Here is a 17,868-nt window from a genome sequence, read left to right as displayed (position 1 = left end):
ACGCATGTAGTCCGCTGTCGGCCCCTGGATGAGCTCGGTCAGATACTCGACGAACTCGTCGCGGGTGTTCCGCCACGTGAAGTAGGTGTAGCCCTGGCTGAATCCGACCTCGGCCAGCTTGGCCATCATCTTCGGGCGGGTGAATGCCTCGGCCAGAAAGAGGGTGTCGGGGTGGGTCTTCTGCACCTCGGGGATGACCCACTCCCAGAACGCCAGCGGCTTGGTGTGGGGGTTGTCGACCCGGAAGACCCGTACGCCGCGCTCCACCCACGTGCGGACCACGTCCGCCAGCGCCTGCCACAGCCCGCGCCAGTCGGCGCAGGCGAAGTCGACGTTGTAGATGTCCTGGTAGCGCTTGGGCGGGTTCTCGGCGTACTTGATCGTGCCGTCCGGCCGGTGGTGGAACCACTCCGGGTGATCACGGACCCAGGGGTGATCGGGCGAGCACTGCAGGGCGTAGTCGAGCGCCACCTCCATGCCGTGGGCACGAGCCTCGGCGACGAGGTCGCGGAGGTCCTCGATGGTCCCGAGGTCGGGGTGGATCTCGGTGTGACCCCCCTCCGGGCCTCCGATCGCCCACGGGCTCCCGATGTCGTCGGGGCCGGCGGAGAGGGTGTTGTTCGGGCCCTTGCGGAAGGCTCGGCCGATCGGGTGGATGGGCGGCAGGTAGAGGACGTCGAAGCCCATCTCGGCGACTGCCCGCAGTCGCTTGGCGGTGCCGGTGAAGCCGCCCTCGGAGCGCGGGAAGAGCTCGTACCAGCTGCTGAACCGGGCCCGCTGGCGGTCGACCCAGAGCACCTGGGGCGGGGAGGACACGACGTCGTCGGGGAGGGCAACGCCGGCGAGGGCGGCGGCGAGGGCGTCATCGAGACCGGCGTTGAGCCGGACCTCGAGGCTGCAGGTGCCGTTGGCAACCGACTCGGCGGCGTCGGCCACCATCGCCCGACGGACCTGGGGCACGTGGGGGACGAGCCGCTGGAGGAGCGCGACGCCCTCGACGAGCTCGGTGCCGACGTCCTGCCTGGCGCCGGCCTTGGTCTGCAGGTCGCGCCGCCACGTGGCGAAGCGGTCCTGCCACGCGTCGATCACCAGCTGGTGGGGACCGACGGCGTCGATGGTGACCGCCGCCTCCCAGCGATCGTTGCCCACGGGGACGAGCGGCGTGGCGGCCCAGCGCGGGCGACCCTTGGCCCGCGGGGCAACCCGGACGCGGGCGGCCAGGACGTCGTGGCCGTCCTTGAAGATGTCGGCGGACACGAGGGTGCGTTCGCCCACCGAGGTCTTCGGTGGGTGCTCGCCCGATGGGGTCCGCGGCCGGATGTCGTCGATCACGATCCGCTGCAGCACCCTTACAGCCCTACCAGGCCGTGACTCTGCATGAAACCCCCAGCGTCGATCCGGGCACGCGAGCACACTCCCGACGAGCCCGTCGCTGACCGCCCGGTCGGGCTCTAACGTGGCCCCGATGAAGGCCCTGCGCAGCTTCACCGTCCGCCCCCGGATGCCCGAGGCGCTCGGCGCACTCGAAGACCTGGCCATGAACCTGCGCTGGGCGTGGGACGGGCGCACCCGGGACCTGTTCCGGTGGGTCGACCCCGACGCGTGGGAGGAGGGCCGCCACGACCCGGTGCGCCTCCTGGCCACCGTGGGCCGCGACCGCCTGGCCCAGCTCGAGGCCGACCCGGCCTTCACCCGCTTCCTCGGGGAGGTGCACGAGGACCTGCAGCGCTACGTCGAGCGACCCCGGTGGTTCCAGGACGCCGGCCCCAGCCCGCTGCGCTCCGTCGCCTACTTCTCCCCGGAGTTCGGCATCGCCGAGGCGCTCCCCCAGTACTCCGGCGGCCTCGGTGTCCTCGCCGGCGACCACCTCAAGGCGGCGAGCGACCTCGGCATCCCGCTCGTCGGCGTGGGTCTCTTCTATCGCCACGGCTACTTCCGCCAGTCACTCAACGCCGACGGCTGGCAGCAGGAGCGCTACCCCAGCCTCGATCCGTTCGCCATGGCCGTTCGTGAGCTGCCCGACGTGCGCGTCCAGGTGAGCCTCGCCGGGACCCCGCTGTCCGCCCGAGTGTGGCGGGCCGACGTGGGCCGCATCCGCCTCTACCTCCTCGATGCCGACGTGGAGGAGAACGATCCCGACCTGCGCATCGTCACCGACCGCCTCTACGGCGGCGACAAGGTCCACCGGCTCCGCCAGGAGATCCTCCTCGGCATCGGCGGCGTGCGGGCCCTCGAGGCCGTGGGCGAGGACCCCCAGGTGTTCCACACCAACGAGGGCCACGCCGGCTTCCTCAGCTTCGAGCGGATCCGGCGCCTCGTGGTCGATGCCGGCCTCTCGTTCGGCGAGGCCCTCGAGGCCAGCCGTGCCGCCACCGTCTTCACCACCCACACCCCGGTCCCCGCCGGCATCGACCGGTTCCCTCGGCCCGAGATGGAGCGCTACTTCGGCGACTGGGCCGACGAGTGCGGCATCACCCCCGACGAGATGATGGCCCTCGGCCACGAGCCGGGCGAGGACCCCGATGCCCCGTTCAACATGGCGGTCATGGGATTGCGCCTGGCCGGGCGCTCCAACGCGGTATCCAAGCTCCACGGCGAGACCAGCCGCTCGATGTTCGCCACCCTGTGGCCCGGGGTCCCGGTCGACGAGGTGCCGATCACGTCGGTCACCAACGGCGTCCACGCCGGCACGTGGGTGTCGCCTGAGATGGACGACCTCCTCGGCCGGTTCGTGCTGCCCGAGTGGCACGACGCCGACCCCGAGCGGTGGGCCCGCATCAACGAGGCCGGCGACGACGAGGTCTGGCGGGTGTGCGACCAGGGCCGCGAGCGGCTCGTGGCCTTCGTCCGCGCCCACCTCCGGAGCTCGCTCGGCCAGCGCGGCCTCGGTGCCGACGCCTCGTGGGCCGACCAGGTCCTGGACCCCAAGGCGCTCACCGTCTGCTTCGCCCGGCGCTTCGCCACCTACAAGCGGGCCACCTTGCTGCTCTCCCAACCCGAGCGCCTCAAGGCCCTGCTGCTGTCGGCCGAGCGACCCGTGCAGCTCGTCTTCGCCGGGAAGGCTCACCCCGCCGACGAGCTCGGCAAGGAGATGATCCGCCAGATCGTCGCCTTCTCGTCCGACCCCGAGGTCCGCCACCGCATCGTCTTCGTCGATGACTACGACATCGCCGTGGCCCGCCAGCTCTACCAGGGCGCCGACGTGTGGCTCAACAACCCCCGCCGGCCCCAGGAGGCGTGCGGCACGAGCGGCGAGAAGGCCGCCCTCAACGGGGCGCTCAACTGCTCGATCCTCGACGGCTGGTGGGACGAGATGTTCGACGGCGAGAACGGGTGGGCCATCTCCTCGGCCGAGGGCATCGCCGACCTCGCCAAGCGCGACCAGGTCGAGGCCGACAGCCTCTTCGCCCTCCTCGAGGACCAGATCGTCCCCATGTTCTACGAGCGGACGCAGGGTCCGGTGCCCCGCCGCTGGGTCCAGCGCGTCAAGACCAACCTGAGCTCGCTCGGCCACCAGGTGAGCGCCGCCCGCATGGTGCGCGACTACGTCCAACAGCTCTACGAGCCCACCGCCGCCCGCGCCGACGCCCTGGCGTCCGATGGCTTCGCCCGCGCCACCGCCCTCGCCGGCTGGAAGGAGCGAGTCGCGAGCACCTGGAAGGGCGTGCACGTCGACGCCGTCGACACCGACGAGGCCTCTACCGACCTCGGCTACGAGCGCTCCGTATCCGCCCTGGTCTCGCTCAGCGACCTCGGCCCAGACGACGTCGAGGTGCAGCTGCTGCACGGACCGGTGGGCCAGAGCGAGGAGCTCACCGGTGCCGCGGTCGTCCCCATGGTGGCGTCGGGCAAGGCACCCGACGGCCACCGCCGCTACACCGGCACCTTCACCTGCGAGCAGTCCGGCCGCTACGGCTTCACGGTGCGGATCGTGCCCTCGCACCCCGACCTGGTGACCCCCGTCGAGCTCGGACGGGTGGCCTGGGGCTGAGCGTGACGCACCCGGCCTAGGGTGCCGTCATGGAGCTCGGGTTGGTCCTCGGTGGTGGTGGCGTGGTCGGCGTGGCCTGGGAGGTCGGTGTGCTCGCCGGCCTGGCCGACGCCCTGGGGTGGGACCCCGACGGCGCCCGGACGATCGTGGGGACGTCGGCCGGCTCGGTGATCGGCGCCAACCTCCGCCACGGCCGCTCGATCGACGATCTCGTCGCCGAGCAGCGCGCCGGCGGGTTGCGCCTCGCGGGAGGCGAACCCGGTGACCCCGCCGCCGCCCTCGAGGTGTTCCGGCGCTGGGCGGGTGTCGAGCTGATGGACCCTCCCACCGCCCGGGCGGTGGGCGAGCTCGCCATGAGCGCCTCCGCCACCGACGAGGCGGTGATGCTCGACGGCTTCCGGAAGATCCTCCCAGCCGCCAACTGGCCCGAGGGCGACCTGAGGGTCACCGGCGTGTCGGTCGGCACCGGCGAGCGGGTGGTGTGGACCGCGGCCAGCGGGGTCGAGCTCGCCGCCGCGGTCACAGCCTCCTGCGCCGTCCCCGGCCTCTTCCCGCCGATCACCGTCGGCGACGACCGCTACGTCGACGGCGGGCTGTGGTCCGGCTCCAACGCCGACGTGGTCGCTGGTGATCGCCTCGGTGCGGCCCTCTTCATCGGGCCCATGGGCGTGGGCACGACCGGCCTGGCCGCGCAGTCGGCGCGGGCCCTCGCCCGTGAGGTCGACGTCCTCACCCTGGACGGCACTGCCCTGCACGTGCTGGAACCGGGCGAGCGCTTCGTGGCCGCAGCCATGCAGCTGATGGACGCCACCCGTCGGGTCGAGGCGCTGGAGATCGGCCTGGCCGAGGGGACCGACGCCGCCGATCGCCTCCGGCCGGTGCTCGCTGGCTGATCTACTTCCCGGTGAAGCGGGCCTTGCCGGGACCGTGCTCGAGGAACGAGGCGACACCGATCTGGCTGTCCTCGGTCTCGAAGACCTTGGTGAAGAGCTCCTGCTCGCGGTCGAGGCCCCAGGCCAGGGTCGTCTCCACGCCCTCGTCGATCGCCGCCTTGGCCAGCCCCTGGGCGACCACGGCGCCCGACGCCAGCTCCGAGGCCTTGGACAGCGCCCGCTCGTTCACCTCGGCGGCGGGCACCAGCTCGTCGACCAAGCCGATGCGCAGCGCCTCGTCGGCCTTGACCATCCGACCGGTGAGGATGATCTCCTTGGCCCGCGCCGCGCCCACCAGGCGCGGCAGGCGCTGGGTCCCTCCCCCGCCGGGGATGATGCCGAGGAGGATCTCGGGCTGACCGAGACGGGCGCTGTCGGCGCAGACGCGCCAGTCGCAGGCGAGGGCCAGCTCGCAGCCACCGCCGAGGGCGACGCCGGTGATGGCCGCCACGGTGAACCGGGGGATGGCGGCGACCGCGCCGAGGGCGTCGCGGAACAGCCCGCCGATCTCGCGGGCCTCCTCGGGCCCCCCGAACTCGGCGATGTCGGCGCCGGCGGCGAACGCCCGGTCGCCGCCGGTGACCACGACCGCGCCGGGCGGGTCGGCGGTGAGGTCCTCGGCTGCCTCCCGGAGCTGGGAGAGCAAGGCCATCGAGAGGGCGTTGACCTTGGGCCGGTCGAGGCGGACCACGGCCACACCGTCGTCCCGCCGCTCCACCCGCACGAACCGATCCTGCGCTGCAGCGTCACTCATGGCCGACGAACCTAACCCCGCGCGTCGATGTGGCGGAAACGGTGGCGCCGGTCGCCTCTCATCAGTCGGCGACGATCTCGCCGAGGAGCTCGTTGGCAGCGGTGTAGGGATCCACCCGGCGCTCGAGCACGGCGGCGTGGAGGCGGTCGAAGTCTGACCCGGTGGTGCGGGCGAGGGCCTCCTCCTCCAGGCGGTGGACGACGATGGCCCGCAGCTCGTCGTCGAGGCGGCGGGCCCGGCGGGCGCGCAGACCTCCGGAAGCCTCGAGGTGCGCCCGGTGGTCGGTCACCGCCTGCCACAGCTCGTCGACGCCCGCGCGGTCCTCGGCGGCGGCGACGGTGGCGATGATCGGCGGGCGCCACCCCTCGTGGTGCGACATCTCCAGCATCGACTCGAGGTCGCGCCGGGTCTCGCCCACGCCGTCGCGGTCGGCCTTGTTGATGACGAAGACGTCGGCCACCTCGAGCAGCCCGGCCTTGTTGGCCTGGACAGCGTCGCCCCACCCCGGGTTGACCACGACCACGGTGGTGTCGGCGGCGCCGGCCACCTCGACCTCGACCTGGCCCACACCGACCGTCTCGAGCAGCACCCAGGGAGCGCCCGCGGCGTCGAGGACCCGCACCGCCTGGGGCGTGGCGAGGGCCAGGCCACCGAGGTGCCCCCGGGTCGCCATCGACCGGATGAAGACGCCGTCGTCGAGGGCGTGGTCCTGCATGCGGACGCGGTCGCCGAGGATGGCCCCACCCGTGAAGGGCGACGACGGGTCGATGGCGAGCACAGCCACCTCCACCGACGCCGCCCGCAGGCCAGTGATCAGCGCGCTGGTCAGGGTCGACTTGCCGGATCCGGGCGCCCCGGTGATGCCCACGGTGTAGGCCCGTCCGCCGTGGGGGAACGCCAGGCGGCCCACCTCGCGGGCATCGGGTCCGCCACGCTCGATCACCGACAGGGCCCGCGCCAGCGCCCCACGGTCGCCGCCGCGCAACGCCTCGACGAGCGAAGCCGGATCCCGCTGCCGTGCCATCACGCAGAACCTACCGGCGGGGAAGAGACGCCTCGGCCGAAGGCCGAGTCCTCTCCTCAGACAGCGAGCGGGTGGCGCCGACGGAAGGGACCCGCCCGGAGCCTGCGGAGGGTGGGAGGGTTCCGTCGGTGACGGGCCCCGCTCGCCCTCAGATGGCCACCACTTCGGTCACGCCGTCGACGCGGTCCTTCAGGATGCGCTCGATGCCGGCCTTCATGGTCATGGTCGATGCCGGGCACGTGCCGCAGGCGCCGACGAGCTCGACGGTGACCTTGCCCGTCTCCTCGTCGACCTCCTTGATCACGATGTCGCCGCCGTCGGCCTGCAGGGCGGGCCGGATGACGTCGATGGTGTCGAGGATCTGCTGCTTCACGTGCTCTCCCGGTGGGTGGAGGCCCCAGTGTGGCGACGGGACCACCTTGGTACAACCGGGCGGGACCCCTCGATGTTCCGACCCCGGTGGTTCCCCTACGATCCAGGGGATGCTGGAGATGTTGGCGCACCAGGGCGGATGGGACGAATCGATCTTCGTCGCGGTGCCCATCGTCGTGTTCTTCGCCCTGCTGCTGTGGGCCAAGCGTCGGGCGGAGGCAGAGTCCGGTTCCGACGACGGCAGGGCAACCGACGGCGGGGCAACCGACGCCGAGCCGGCCCCCGGGTCCGGATCGCTCCCCCCGCCCGACGGCGACGCCGACCGCTAGGGGTGGCGCGGGTCGTCACCCGCTCGACCGGCGGCCGGGCCGAGGTCGAGCGCTGGCTGCAGCCCCGGCGCGACATCGTCGCCGAGGTCGCGACCGGAGACGGGCGCTTCGAGGCCGAAGCTGGCCCGGTCACCGACTACCGACGCACCGTCGAGGTCACCGACCTCGGTGACGGGCAGCTCCAGGTCACCTCCACCACGGACTTCCGCCTGAGCGTGCCCTACGTGGGCTGGCTCTTCGTCTGGCCGGTGCGCCGCCACCTCGCCGGGCCACCCCGAACCGACGGTTCCCGCCAGCCCTGGTGGGCACCGCCCGACCGGCTCGACGCCCGGGCCGCCTCGGTCCTCGGCCTCCTCGTGGCCATCTCCCTCGTGGCCGGCTACCTCGGGACGCTCATCAGCCAGACCATCACCTATGCCGCCAGCGAGTTCGGTGTCGACAGCCGAGGGCAGGGCACCACGCTCGCCAGCATCCGCATCGGGGTGCTCCTCGCTCTCGTCCTGGTGGCGGTGGCCGACCGCCGGGGAAGGCGGATGGTCCTGCTCGGGTGCGCTGCCGGCGGCTGCATCTTCGCCGCCGCCGGAGCCCTCGCCCCGTCGATGGCGTGGCTGGGCGCGACCCAGCTGGTCTCGCGCGCCTTCTCGACCGCCCTGGCGCTGCTGATCAGCATCGTGGCGGTCGAGGAGATGCCCAAGGGCGCCCGCGCCTACGCGGTGAGCGTGCTCGGCATGGCAGCTGCGTTGGGGGCTGGCCTGTGCATCATGGCCCTGCCCCTGGCCGACCTCGGCGAGCAGGGCTGGCGCCTGCTCTACTTCGGACCGCTGCTGGGCCTGCCGCTCGTGCGCGGCGTGGCCCGCAGCCTCCCGGAGAGCCGCCGGTTCGGTCTTCCCCACGCCGCCACCACCATGCGCGGGCACCGGAGTCGCCTCGCCCTGCTCGCGGTCTCCGCTCTGCTCCTCGCCCTCTTCACCGCTCCGGCGTCGCAGTTCCAGAACGAGTTCCTCCGCGTCGAGCGCGACTTCTCCGCCGCCCGCATCACGCTCTTCACCCTGCTCACCAACACCCCGGGCGGCATCGGCGTCATCGTGGGCGGCCGGCTGGCCGACGTACGCGGGCGGCGGCTGGTCGGCGCCGTGGGCCTGGCCGGCGGGGTCGGGGCCACCGTGTTGATGTACCTCAGCGGGGGCTGGCCGCTGTGGGCGTGGTCGGTGGTCGGCGCCGTGGTGGGTGGCGCGGTGGTTCCCGCCCTGGGCGTCTACGGCCCCGAGCTGTTCCCGACCTCGCTGCGGGGTAGGGCCAACGGCACCCTGGCCATCTCCGCCGTCCTGGGCAGCAGCCTCGGTCTCCTCCTGGCCGGCCACCTCGCCGACCGCTTCGGGGGGTTCGGGCCGGCGCTGGCCGTCCTCTCGCTGGGCTCGGTGGTGGTGGTGGTGCTGGTGCTCACCCTCTACCCCGAGACCGCCCACCAGTCGCTGGAGGAGCTCAACCCCGAGGACGTCCCCCCGCCGTCACTGGGCGGCCTCGGCGGCTGACGCCGGCAGCGCGGTCACCCAGGCGGCCACGGTCGCCGCCACCTCCTCGTCGCGCCCCCGCAGGTCGTGGCGGGCACCGTCGAGCCAGACGTGGGTCACGGGGCCGGGGATCGTCGCCGTGGCGGCCTCCATCTCCTCGGGCGTCCCGAACGGGTCCCTGGTCCCCGACACGAACAAGCAGGGCACCTCGAGGCGGGGCAGGTGCTCGGTGCGGAGGCGGTCGGGCTTGCCGGGAGGGTGGAGCGGATAGGCGACGAGGACGAGGCCTGCCGCGGGCAGGCCGTCGGCCACCGCCATGGAGCACATGCGCCCCCCCATCGAGCGGCCACCGAGGACCAACCGGTCGCCCGGCGCGCCGGTGGCGGTCGCCAGGGCCTCGGCCTCCTCCACCACCGCCGCCACCAGCTTCGGGGCCCGGTCGGGGGCCCGCCGCCCCTCGCGCCGGTAGGGGAAGTCCATGCGCACCACCGGCGTGGGCGCCAGCGCCGCCTCCAGGGCGAGCAGCGAGGGGTGGTCGCGACCGGTCCCCGCACCGGGAGCGAGCAGGACCCCGGCGGCGCCCGTCACCATCGGTCCCGGTCGTCGGCGCGGTCCCGGTCACCGGTGGGACGGTCCTCGTCCGGGTCGCGCTTCTTCTTCAGCGGCTCGGCGAGGACGAAGCGGCCGAAGTAGGCGATGGCGGCGATCGACAGCCCGACGAGGAGCACGGTGCTGACAACCTCGAGGAAGGTGCTCACGACCGCCCTACGCCAGGAGGATTCGCCGAGCCTCGGCGAGCTCGGAGATCCGGTCGGCGGCGCCGGTCGAGGCGCCACCGTGGTCCGGGTGAGCCTGGCGCACCAGCTCACGGAAGCGGCGGTTGACGTCGCCGCGCCGCGGGGCACCGGAGTCGACGCCGGCGAAGCCCAGCACCTCGAGGGCCCAGCGCTCAGGGTCGGCGAAGGCGCCGACCGACCAGGTCTGGCTCCCCGCCCCGGCCAGGTGGGCGAGGAGAGCCGGGCCGACCGGCCCGTTCCAGCGCACCGCGCGCCGGAGGACCGCCATGACCGACCGCCGGTCGGCGACGTCGAGCCGGCCGGCGGCGTAGACGGCGCCCAGGATCTGCGACTCCGGGGTGCCCGTGTCGTCGAGGTCGAGCTCGAGGGCGTCGCCGTGGCCGCGCAGGCGGTGGCGACTGCGGGCCAGGCCGATCCGGTCGACCTGGAGGCGGTGGCGGAGCCGGGGCTGGGGGATGCGACGGCCGTCCTCGAGGTCGGACATCAGCCGGGTCAGCTCGCCGCTGAGGTCGACGTGCAGCTCGGCCACGTTGGCGGCGACGATCCCCCCGAGCAGGAGGCCCCCGAAGCCTGGGGCGGGCTCGGTCGGCAGCAGCGACCGGCCGACAGCGACCCTCCGGGTGGGGAGGTTGGGTCGGCTGTGCCAGATCTCGAGCTCGGCCAGCAGCACCTGGCCACGCTACCGGCGAGGTGGTCCGGACGCGAAGGCGCCGAGGCCGGCGACGTCAGACGAGGGGCCGGACCGCCGCCCGCAGGTTGGTGGCCGCCTCGGTCACCAGCTCGGGCTCGGCACCGGACCCGAGCAGCTCGGCCAGGGCGTCGGCCCGCTCGTGGATGGCCAGCCACGTGGGACCGTCGACCCCGAACGGTGGGCCCACGTCGTCGAGGATGTCAGCCGCCTCCAGCAGCTCGGTGACCGCCGGCGGGTTGTCGGGATCGCGCATGAGCACGTCGCTCGCCACGTACAGGGTCGACAGCAGGGCCGCCCCGCCGTCGTCATCGTCCTCCTCGGCGTCGAGGGCGTCGGGGTGGTCCATCTCGTCGATGAGCTCCTCGACCCAGTCGGCGTGGCGCTCGGGCACGACCAGCTCGTCGTCTTCCCACACGAACGACACCCGCTCCTGGCGGAGGGCAGCGCTGAGGTCGGCCCGCTGGCCGTCGGACCAGTCGTCGAGGAGGTAGCCGACACCGTCGTCGAGCTCGGCATCGGTCGCGGGACCGTCGCCCCCCGCCGATGTCGTGGCGTCCTCGGGTCCCCGATCGGCTCCGAGGTCGTCGAGCGCCACGCGGCAGTCGACGCACGTGGAGACGGTGGCCAGGTACTCGGCATCGCACTGCGGGCACACCCGGGTGCTCATGGGCTGCTCCCTCCCTGGGTGGTGGTGGCCGTCGCCCAGCGGAGCACGTGGCGACGGAGGAACGACTCGGTTCGCTCAAGCTCGTCGGTGACGGTCTCGGGCCGGCCCCACCCGTGACCCTCACCCTCGTAGAGGTGGAGCTCCACGACGCGACCGAGCCCGCGCAGGCGCTCGGCGATTGCTTCGCTCTGCGCCGGGGGCACGACCTCGTCGTCGGTCCCCTGGAGGATGAGCAGGGGGGTGGTGATGGCGTCGGCCCGGTTGACCGGCGAACGAGCCCGGTACCGGCCGGCCGCCTCGGGGAGCGGGCCGACGATCGAGTGCAGGTAGTGGGCCTCGTAGCGGTGCGTCGTCTCATCGAGGTCGAACAGGTCGGCCACACCGAAGAGATCGACGCCGGCGGCGCAGAGGCGGGGGTGGGACGCCAGGACGTTGAGCACCGTGAACCCGCCGGCGGAGCCGCCCATGATGGCGATGCGACCGGGGTCGGCCCAGCCCCGATCGGCGGCGGCAGCGATCCCGGCGGCCACGTCGTCGGTATCGAGCTCGCCCCAGCGGCCGGCCATGGCCTGGGTGAACGCCCGGCCATGCCCGGTGGAGCCGCGGTGGTCGGGCACCAGCACGGCCCACCCGCGGTCGACCCAGTAGGCGATGCGGGCGTTGAACGTCACGCCCCACTGGTCGGTGGGCCCGCCGTGCACCCAGCAGATCATCGGCGGCGGCTCGCCGAGGGGGCCGTCGGCCCGCCGGTAGAGGCGACCCGGGATGGTGGCGCCGTCGCCGGCGGGCCAGCTGACGAGCTCGGGCTCCGGGAGGTCGGCCGCCTCGAAGCCGGCGACGGGGCCGTGGGCGACGGTGCGACGCCCCTCGCCGGACGGCCCGTCGTAGACGACCACCTGGGTGGGCGTGCGGGCGCCGCTGCGGATCGCGGCCACGCGATCGCCGATCCAGCTGAGCCCTCCGTGCACGGCGCGGCCCAGCTGGGTGGTGGTCCCACCGGCCACGTCGACCACCTGGAGCGACCCGAACCCGCTCTCGTTGCGGGCCACCGCCACAGCGGTCCCGTCGGGCGACCAGGCGAACGAGCGCTGACCCGGGCCCCACGCCGCCGTGCCGTGCTCGTGCTCCTCCATGAGCAGCGGCGACGGCTCCCCGGACGGGCCGACGGGCGACCATGCCACCGCAGTGAGGTTGAGCCATCCGCTCCGGTCGCACAAGAAGCCGAGGCGGGTGCCGTCGGGCGAGAAGCGGGGTTGCTGGACCGCGATGCCCTCGCCACCGGCCACCACCGTCGCCGCACCGGTGCCGTCGGCGCGGCGAACGGCGATCCGGCTGGCGTCCCAGGGCATGGCGGGCACGTCCCACTCGTGCCAAGCCACCCACGCGCTGTCGGGGGACCATGCCGGGTCGAGGCAGAAGTCGGCCTCGGCGCTGAGGCACACGGGCCATGTCGAGCTGTCGAGCGACACCACGGCGACGTGCCTGGTGTCGAGCAGGTAGGCCACCCGGGTGCCGTCTGGGGACACGGCGGGGGCGGCGACCCGCCCCTCGGCGACCAGGCTGCGCGCCGGGCCGCCGTCGCCCGGCTGGTGCCAGAGGCCGCCCTTGGCACCGGCGAACACCAGGCCGGAGCCGTCGGGGAGCCAGTCGAAGGAACCCCCGCCGTAGGCCCGCGCCGGGCTCGGGCCCGGGTCGGAGGTGACCACCCGCTCGGGTCCGCCGTCGGCGTCGAGCACCACCAGGCGACCCCGGCCCGCCTCGGTGACAACCATGGCGACCCGCCGACCGTCGGGCGAGAGCCGCGGCTCGCCGAGGGTGCGGCCCGAGGCGCACATGGCGGCGGTGATCCGGGGAGGCGACATGGCGAGCCATCTTGGCACCCGCCGCCCGGCGACGTGCGGGCGTGGGCCACACCGGCGAGGGGTCGCTACTGTCGGCGGCCATGAGCACCTCGAAGCAGGTCCCCGACCGCAACCTGGCCATGGAGCTGGTCCGGGTCACCGAGGCCGCCGCCCTCGCCGCCGCCCGATGGATGGGCCGGGGCGACAAGGAGGGTGCCGACGGCGCCGCAGTCGACGCCATGCGCATCGTGCTCGACAGCGTCCCCATGGACGGCATCGTGGTCATCGGCGAGGGCGAGAAGGACGAGGCACCCATGCTCTACAACGGCGAGCGCATCGGCGACGGCACCCCGCCGCTCGCCGACATCGCCGTCGATCCCGTCGAGGGCACCACCCTCACCGCCGAGGGCCGGGCCGGCGCCACCTCGATCATCGCGGTGTCCGAGCGGGGCACCATGTTCGACCCCGGGCCGATCGTCTACATGGACAAGATCGCCGTGGGCCCCGAGGCGGCCGGGGTCATCGACCTCAACGCCTCGGTGGCCGACAACCTCGGCGCCGTTGCCCACGCCCTGAGCAAGCCGGTGCGCGACGTCACGGCCATCGTCCTCGACCGCCCCCGCCACGCCGACATCATCGACCAGGTCCGCCGCTCCGGCGCTCGCATCCGCCTCATCACCGACGGCGACGCCCCCGCCGCCATCTCCACCGCCTGGCCCACCTCGGGCGCCGACATCCTCTTCGGGATCGGCGGCACCCCCGAGGGGGTCATCGCCGCCGCCGCCCTCAAGTGCATGGGCGGGGCCATCCAGGGGCGCCTCCACGCTCGTGACGACGCCGATCGGGCGGCAGCCGCCGAGGGCGGCTACGACCTCGAGGCGGTCCTCACCACCGACGACCTCGTGCGCAGCGACAACTGCTTCTTCGCCGCCACCGGGATCACCGACGGCGAGCTGCTCCGGGGCGTCCGCTACACCAAGGAGGGCGCCACCACCCAGTCGCTGGTCATGCGATCCAAGAGCGGCACCGTCCGCCTCATCGACGCCCGCCACCGCCTCGACAAGCTCAAGGAGTACTCGGCGGTCGAGTTCGGCTGACGCGGGCGAGGCGCGAGCGCTAGGTGCGGTCCTGGACGAGCTTGGCCAGCTTGCGCTTGGCCGCCCGGGGGATGAGGGCGGTGCCGGCCACGAAGGCCTTGTTGTGGGCGCCGGGGATGACGAGGACCCGCCCCTTGTCGAGGCCCGCCAGCGAGGCCGCCACCACCTCGTCGGGCATCTGCCAGATCACTTCGGGGCGGGTCGAGGTCGTGTACTCGGCCGTCTCCTGGAACTCGGTGTGGGTCAGCCCCGGGCAGAGTGCCTGGACGACGACGCCGGCCTGGCGGACCTCCTCGGCCAGCGACTCGCTGAAGCTGGTGACGAAGGCCTTGGTGGCGGCGTAGACGGCCATCTTCGGGGCCGGCTGGAAGCTGGCGACCGACGAGACGTTGACCACCGCCCCCCGACCCCGCGCCACCATGCCCGGCAGGGCGGCGTGGGTCAGGGCGACGAGGGCGCCGACGTTGAGGGCGATCTCGTCGGCATGGCGGGCCGGGTCGACGTCGACCAGCGCCCCCGAGGTACCGAAGCCGGCGTTGTTCACGAGCAGGTCGACAGGCCGGGCGTCGTCGCTGAGGCGCTCGGCGACGTTGGCGAGACCGAGGTCGTCGGTGAGGTCGGCGGCGAGCACCTCCACCTCGATGCCGCTGCCTTCGCGGAGGGCGGCGGCAAGCTGGTCGAGGCGGTCACGGCGACGAGCGACGAGCACCAGGTTCGTCCCCCGACCGGCGAGAGCGCGGGCGAAGGACTCGCCGATGCCGCTGGAGGCGCCGGTGACGAGGGCGAGGACGTGTCGGGGTGCGTTGGCCATGAAGGCCACCGTAGGCGCACCCTGGTCGAGTTGTGTGCGCCAGACGTCCGCTCCCGACGGCTGCGGCACACAACCCGAGGAGAAGCGCCACCACCCATCCGAGATGTGTGCGCCAGACGTCCGCTCCCGACGGCTGCGGCACACAACTCGAGGGGTCGCCCGTCAGAGGTGGCGGACGAGCTGGACGAAGTCGCGCCCGTGGCGCCACTCGGGCAGCGGCGCCGCGGTGACGTAGCCGTGCTCGCGGTAGAAGCGCTCGGCCAGCCCCCCGGCGATGGTCCGCAGGGTGACGCGGTCGCATCCTCGGGCCACCGCCACGTCGGTGAAGGCGGCGAGCAGGTGGGTGCCGATGCCCTCGCCCCGCACCGTGGGGTCGGTGATGAGGCGGCCGAGGTAGGCCTCGGCACCCCGCACGTGCCCGGTGGCCGCGCCCACCACCTTGCCGTGGCGGCGGGCGGTCACGGTCATCGCCTCGTCGGGGACCACGTCGTCGCCGTACTGGTCGCGGCTGTAGGAGGCCCATGCCTCGACCAACCAGCGGGCGACCGAGGGCGAAGGTCGCTCGCTCACCTCGAGCTCGACGGGGAGGCCGCCCCGGCCCACGACCCCCGGGCGGCGGAACGAGGCGTCGGCGATCGGCCGCCAGATGCGCTCCCCCTCGTCGTCGCGCCGCTCCTCGAGAAGGTGGACCCGCTCGAGCACCACCTCGGCCCGGTACTCCCGCAGCGCCGCCGCGGCGGCGCGGACCTCGTCGGCCCCTCCGGAGTCGAGCAGCGTCACGTGGGGGTGGAACGGCCAGGTCAGGTGGCGGGCCAGCGGCTCGGTGAACACCGCGTCGCGCAGGCGTCGCACCTCGCCCGCATCGTCGTCGACGGGGAGGAACAGCACCGGGTTGTCGGGCAGGAAGGTGGCCGTCGGCCCGAGTGGCAGCCGGAAGGGACGGGTGTCGGCCGCCGCGGCGCGCAGGACGCCCACCGCGTCGTCGAGGTGTTCCGCGCCCACGTTGACCGGCGGCACCAGCGTGATGTGCGGCGCGATCCGGTGCACCTCGCCTCCCACCGCCCGGCGCAGGGCATCGACCTCGGTGGCCACCGGCTCCGGCAGCAACAGGGCGACACCGAGCCGTCGACGGGGCACGCCGGCACGCTACCGGGAAGGACACCCCGGGATCGCTGCGACCCGGGCGCTGGGTCAGGAGCGGGCGGCGACCTCGAGGCGGACCTGCTGGCGACGCAGGGCGGCGGCGGCCTCGGCCTCGTCGTCGCCACCACTGGCGCGCTCCAGCTTGGCGAGGCGGGCCTCGGCCCGGGCAACGTCGATCTGGTCGGCCAGCTCGGCCACGTCGGAGAGGATGATCACGTGGTTGTCGCTGACCTCTACGAACCCGCCGTGCACGGCGGCGACCGACTCGGAGCCGTCGAGGCGCTTCACGGTCACAGCGCCGATGCCGAGGATGCCGAGGAACGGGGCGTGGCCCGTCAGGAAGGCGATGTCGCCGCCCGTGGTACGGGCAGTGACCATCTCGGCCTCACCGCTGAAGAGGATGCGCTCGGGCGAGACCAGCTCGACCTGGAGGGGCATGGCTCAGGACTCCCGGAGGGCCTTGGCCTTGGCCAGGGCCGACTCGGCACCACCGACGTTGAGGAAGGCCTGTTCGGGCAGGTCGTCGAGCTCGCCGGTGACGAGGGCCTCGAACGAGTCGACCGTCTCCTCGATCGGGGTGGTGACGCCGGGGAGGCCGGTGAAGACCTCGGCGACGTACATGGGCTGGGAGAGGAAGCGTTGCACCTTGCGGGCCCGGGAGACCGTGAGGCGGTCCTCCTCGGAGAGCTCGTCGAGGCCCAGGATGGCGATGATGTCCTGCAGCTCCTTGTAGCGCTGGAGTATCTCCTGCACCCGGCGGGCGACGCCGTAGTGGCGCTGGCCCACGACCTCGGGCGAGAGGATGTTTGAGGTCGACGACAGCGGGTCGACGGCGGGGTAGATGCCGAGCGAGGCGATGTCGCGGTTGAGCTCGGTGGTGCCGTCGAAGTGGGTGAAGGAGGTGAACGGCGCCGGGTCGGTGTAGTCGTCGGCGGGTACGTACACGGCCTGCAGCGACGTGATCGAGCGGCCCCGGGTGGAGGTGATGCGCTCCTGGAGGATGCCCATCTCGTCGGCCAGGGTGGGCTGGTAGCCCACGGCCGAGGGCATGCGCCCGAGAAGGGTGGACACCTCGGAGCCGGCCTGCACGAAGCGGAAGATGTTGTCGATGAACAGCAGCACGTCCTGCTGCTGCACGTCGCGGAAGTACTCGGCCATGGTGAGGGCCGACAGGGCCACGCGCAGCCGCACACCCGGGGGCTCGTCCATCTGGCCGAAGACGAGGGCGGCCTTCTCGAGCACGCCCGACTCGCCCATCTCGATGAAGAGGTCGGTGCCCTCACGGGTCCGCTCCCCCACGCCGGCGAACACCGACACACCACCGTGGTTCTGGGCCACGCGTCGGATCATCTCGGTGATGAGGACCGTCTTGCCCACGCCGGCGCCGCCGAAGAGGCCGATCTTGCCGCCCTGGAGGTAGGGGGTGAGGAGGTCGATGACCTTGATGCCGGTCTCGAACATCTGGGCCTTGGGCTCCAGGGTGTCGAAGTCGGGGGCGGGCCGATGGATCTCCCAGCGGTCCTTGATCTCACCGATGGACTCGACGTCGAGGGGCTCGCCGATGACGTTGAACACGTGCCCGAGGACGTTGTCGCCCACCGGCACGGTGATGCCCCGGCCGAGGTTGCGGACCACGGTGCCCCGGGTGAGGCCGTCGGTGGGCTTGAGGCAGATGGCCCGGACCCGGTTGTGCCCGATCTGCTGGGCCACCTCGGCGGTCACGATCGTCTCGACACCGTCGAGGGTGAGCGTCATCTCGATGGCAAAGTTGATCTCGGGCAGCTCGTCGGGCGGGAACTCGACGTCTACCACCGGTCCGGCGATGCCGACGACACGCCCTTCCTTCAGCTCGGTGCCGGCCTGCGGCTCGCTCGTCATGGTCATGTCGCTGTGTGCTCCTGGCTGCGT

At 73.1% G+C, this 17,868-nt stretch carries 18 protein-coding genes; 5 read left to right on the top strand and 13 right to left on the bottom strand.

What is annotated here, in order from left to right:
- On the bottom strand, positions 1-1,347 hold a 1,347-nt coding region (locus VMN58_06665), incomplete at its 3' end, for a maltotransferase domain-containing protein (protein ID HUF32875.1).
- A gap of 118 nt (positions 1,348-1,465) precedes the next feature.
- Between VMN58_06665 and glgP the strand changes: the two genes are divergently transcribed.
- Positions 1,466-3,991 (top strand): alpha-glucan family phosphorylase, encoded by a 2,526-nt coding sequence (glgP, locus tag VMN58_06660; protein ID HUF32874.1) that lies wholly within the window; start codon positions 1,466-1,468, stop codon positions 3,989-3,991.
- A 29-nt stretch (positions 3,992-4,020) separates the two neighbouring features.
- The gene (locus VMN58_06655; GenBank protein HUF32873.1) at positions 4,021-4,884 is read left to right on the top strand and encodes a patatin-like phospholipase family protein; all 864 of its coding nucleotides are present in this window, start codon (positions 4,021-4,023) and stop codon (positions 4,882-4,884) included.
- Between the two features lies 1 nt (position 4,885).
- Here the strand turns inward: VMN58_06655 and VMN58_06650 are convergent, their stop codons facing one another.
- From VMN58_06650 to VMN58_06640, 3 genes are all read right to left on the bottom strand, one after another.
- A complete protein-coding gene (locus tag VMN58_06650) occupies positions 4,886-5,677 on the bottom strand; it encodes an enoyl-CoA hydratase-related protein (protein ID HUF32872.1) in 792 nt (263 codons plus the stop codon).
- A 61-nt stretch (positions 5,678-5,738) separates the two neighbouring features.
- Positions 5,739-6,701, bottom strand: coding sequence for a methylmalonyl Co-A mutase-associated GTPase MeaB (gene meaB, locus VMN58_06645; protein HUF32871.1), 963 nt, complete (start codon positions 6,699-6,701; stop codon positions 5,739-5,741).
- 148 nt (positions 6,702-6,849) lie between these two features.
- Positions 6,850-7,074 (bottom strand): NifU family protein, encoded by a 225-nt coding sequence (locus tag VMN58_06640; GenBank protein HUF32870.1) that lies wholly within the window; start codon positions 7,072-7,074, stop codon positions 6,850-6,852.
- A 109-nt stretch (positions 7,075-7,183) separates the two neighbouring features.
- Between VMN58_06640 and VMN58_06635 the strand changes: the two genes are divergently transcribed.
- Both VMN58_06635 and VMN58_06630 read left to right on the top strand, forming a co-directional pair.
- Positions 7,184-7,402, top strand: a complete 219-nt coding sequence (locus VMN58_06635; protein ID HUF32869.1) for a hypothetical protein — start codon at positions 7,184-7,186, stop codon at positions 7,400-7,402.
- Positions 7,403-7,404: 2 nt separating this feature from the next.
- Positions 7,405-8,934 carry an MFS transporter gene (locus VMN58_06630; protein ID HUF32868.1) on the top strand — a complete coding sequence of 510 codons (1,530 nt, stop codon included), beginning with the start codon at positions 7,405-7,407 and terminating at the stop codon, positions 8,932-8,934.
- Here the strand turns inward: VMN58_06630 and VMN58_06625 are convergent.
- The 5 genes from VMN58_06625 to VMN58_06605 are packed head-to-tail and all read right to left on the bottom strand — an operon-like array spanning position 8,911 to position 12,930.
- Positions 8,911-9,504, bottom strand: coding sequence for an alpha/beta family hydrolase (locus VMN58_06625; GenBank protein ID HUF32867.1), 594 nt, complete (start codon positions 9,502-9,504; stop codon positions 8,911-8,913). The two genes, VMN58_06630 and VMN58_06625, sit on opposite strands and share 24 nt — an antisense overlap.
- Positions 9,498-9,671, bottom strand: a complete 174-nt coding sequence (locus tag VMN58_06620; protein HUF32866.1) for a hypothetical protein — start codon at positions 9,669-9,671, stop codon at positions 9,498-9,500. The genes VMN58_06625 and VMN58_06620 overlap by 7 nt, the downstream gene beginning before the upstream one ends.
- Positions 9,672-9,678: 7 nt before the next feature.
- Positions 9,679-10,380, bottom strand: coding sequence for a hypothetical protein (locus tag VMN58_06615; protein ID HUF32865.1), 702 nt, complete (start codon positions 10,378-10,380; stop codon positions 9,679-9,681).
- A 55-nt stretch (positions 10,381-10,435) separates the two neighbouring features.
- Positions 10,436-11,068: a hypothetical protein gene (locus VMN58_06610; protein ID HUF32864.1), complete on the bottom strand. Its 633-nt coding sequence runs from the start codon at positions 11,066-11,068 to the stop codon at positions 10,436-10,438.
- Entirely contained in the window at positions 11,065-12,930 is a 1,866-nt protein-coding gene (locus VMN58_06605; protein HUF32863.1) for a S9 family peptidase, read from the bottom strand. Before VMN58_06605 ends, VMN58_06610 begins: the two co-directional genes overlap by 4 nt.
- An 80-nt stretch (positions 12,931-13,010) precedes the next feature.
- Here VMN58_06605 and glpX point away from each other — a divergent pair, with 80 nt between their 5' ends.
- A complete protein-coding gene (gene glpX, locus VMN58_06600) occupies positions 13,011-14,006 on the top strand; it encodes a class II fructose-bisphosphatase (protein ID HUF32862.1) in 996 nt (331 codons plus the stop codon).
- 19 nt (positions 14,007-14,025) lie between these two features.
- Here glpX and VMN58_06595 read toward each other — a convergent pair whose 3' ends face one another.
- From VMN58_06595 to atpD, 4 genes are all read right to left on the bottom strand, one after another.
- Complete coding sequence (locus VMN58_06595; protein HUF32861.1) at positions 14,026-14,817, bottom strand: SDR family oxidoreductase; 792 nt, start codon at positions 14,815-14,817, stop codon at positions 14,026-14,028.
- Positions 14,818-14,979: 162 nt separating this feature from the next.
- Positions 14,980-15,954: a GNAT family N-acetyltransferase gene (locus VMN58_06590; protein ID HUF32860.1), complete on the bottom strand. Its 975-nt coding sequence runs from the start codon at positions 15,952-15,954 to the stop codon at positions 14,980-14,982.
- Between the two features lie 54 nt (positions 15,955-16,008).
- A complete protein-coding gene (locus tag VMN58_06585) occupies positions 16,009-16,398 on the bottom strand; it encodes a F0F1 ATP synthase subunit epsilon (GenBank protein HUF32859.1) in 390 nt (129 codons plus the stop codon).
- Positions 16,399-16,401: 3 nt separating this feature from the next.
- Positions 16,402-17,844, bottom strand: a complete 1,443-nt coding sequence (gene atpD, locus VMN58_06580; protein ID HUF32858.1) for a F0F1 ATP synthase subunit beta — start codon at positions 17,842-17,844, stop codon at positions 16,402-16,404.
- Positions 17,845-17,868 lie beyond the last annotated feature (24 nt).

The organism is Acidimicrobiales bacterium, assembly GCA_035512495.1.
Classification (GTDB): Bacteria; Actinomycetota; Acidimicrobiia; order Acidimicrobiales; family CADCSY01; genus DATKDW01.
The sequence above is the reverse complement of the archived record's forward strand: the minus strand, read 5'-3'. Positions and strand labels throughout refer to the sequence as shown.

Bases quoted from the DNA above. Each gene is read 5' to 3' on its own strand.
- VMN58_06585 (HUF32859.1), bottom strand. From the start codon at position 16,398: ATGCCCCTCCAGGTCGAGCTGGTCTCGCCCGAGCGCATCCTCTTCAGC.
- VMN58_06610 (HUF32864.1), bottom strand. From the start codon at position 11,068: ATGAGCACCCGGGTGTGCCCGCAGTGCGATGCCGAGTACCTGGCCACC.
- glpX (HUF32862.1), top strand. From the start codon at position 13,011: ATGAGCACCTCGAAGCAGGTCCCCGACCGCAACCTGGCCATGGAGCTG.
- VMN58_06650 (HUF32872.1), bottom strand. From the start codon at position 5,677: ATGAGTGACGCTGCAGCGCAGGATCGGTTCGTGCGGGTGGAGCGGCGG.
- atpD (HUF32858.1), bottom strand. From the start codon at position 17,844: ATGACCATGACGAGCGAGCCGCAGGCCGGCACCGAGCTGAAGGAAGGG.
- VMN58_06605 (HUF32863.1), bottom strand. From the start codon at position 12,930: ATGTCGCCTCCCCGGATCACCGCCGCCATGTGCGCCTCGGGCCGCACC.
- VMN58_06655 (HUF32873.1), top strand. From the start codon at position 4,021: ATGGAGCTCGGGTTGGTCCTCGGTGGTGGTGGCGTGGTCGGCGTGGCC.
- VMN58_06595 (HUF32861.1), bottom strand. From the start codon at position 14,817: ATGGCCAACGCACCCCGACACGTCCTCGCCCTCGTCACCGGCGCCTCC.
- meaB (HUF32871.1), bottom strand. From the start codon at position 6,701: ATGGCACGGCAGCGGGATCCGGCTTCGCTCGTCGAGGCGTTGCGCGGC.
- VMN58_06625 (HUF32867.1), bottom strand. From the start codon at position 9,504: ATGGTGACGGGCGCCGCCGGGGTCCTGCTCGCTCCCGGTGCGGGGACC.
- VMN58_06635 (HUF32869.1), top strand. From the start codon at position 7,184: ATGCTGGAGATGTTGGCGCACCAGGGCGGATGGGACGAATCGATCTTC.
- glgP (HUF32874.1), top strand. From the start codon at position 1,466: ATGAAGGCCCTGCGCAGCTTCACCGTCCGCCCCCGGATGCCCGAGGCG.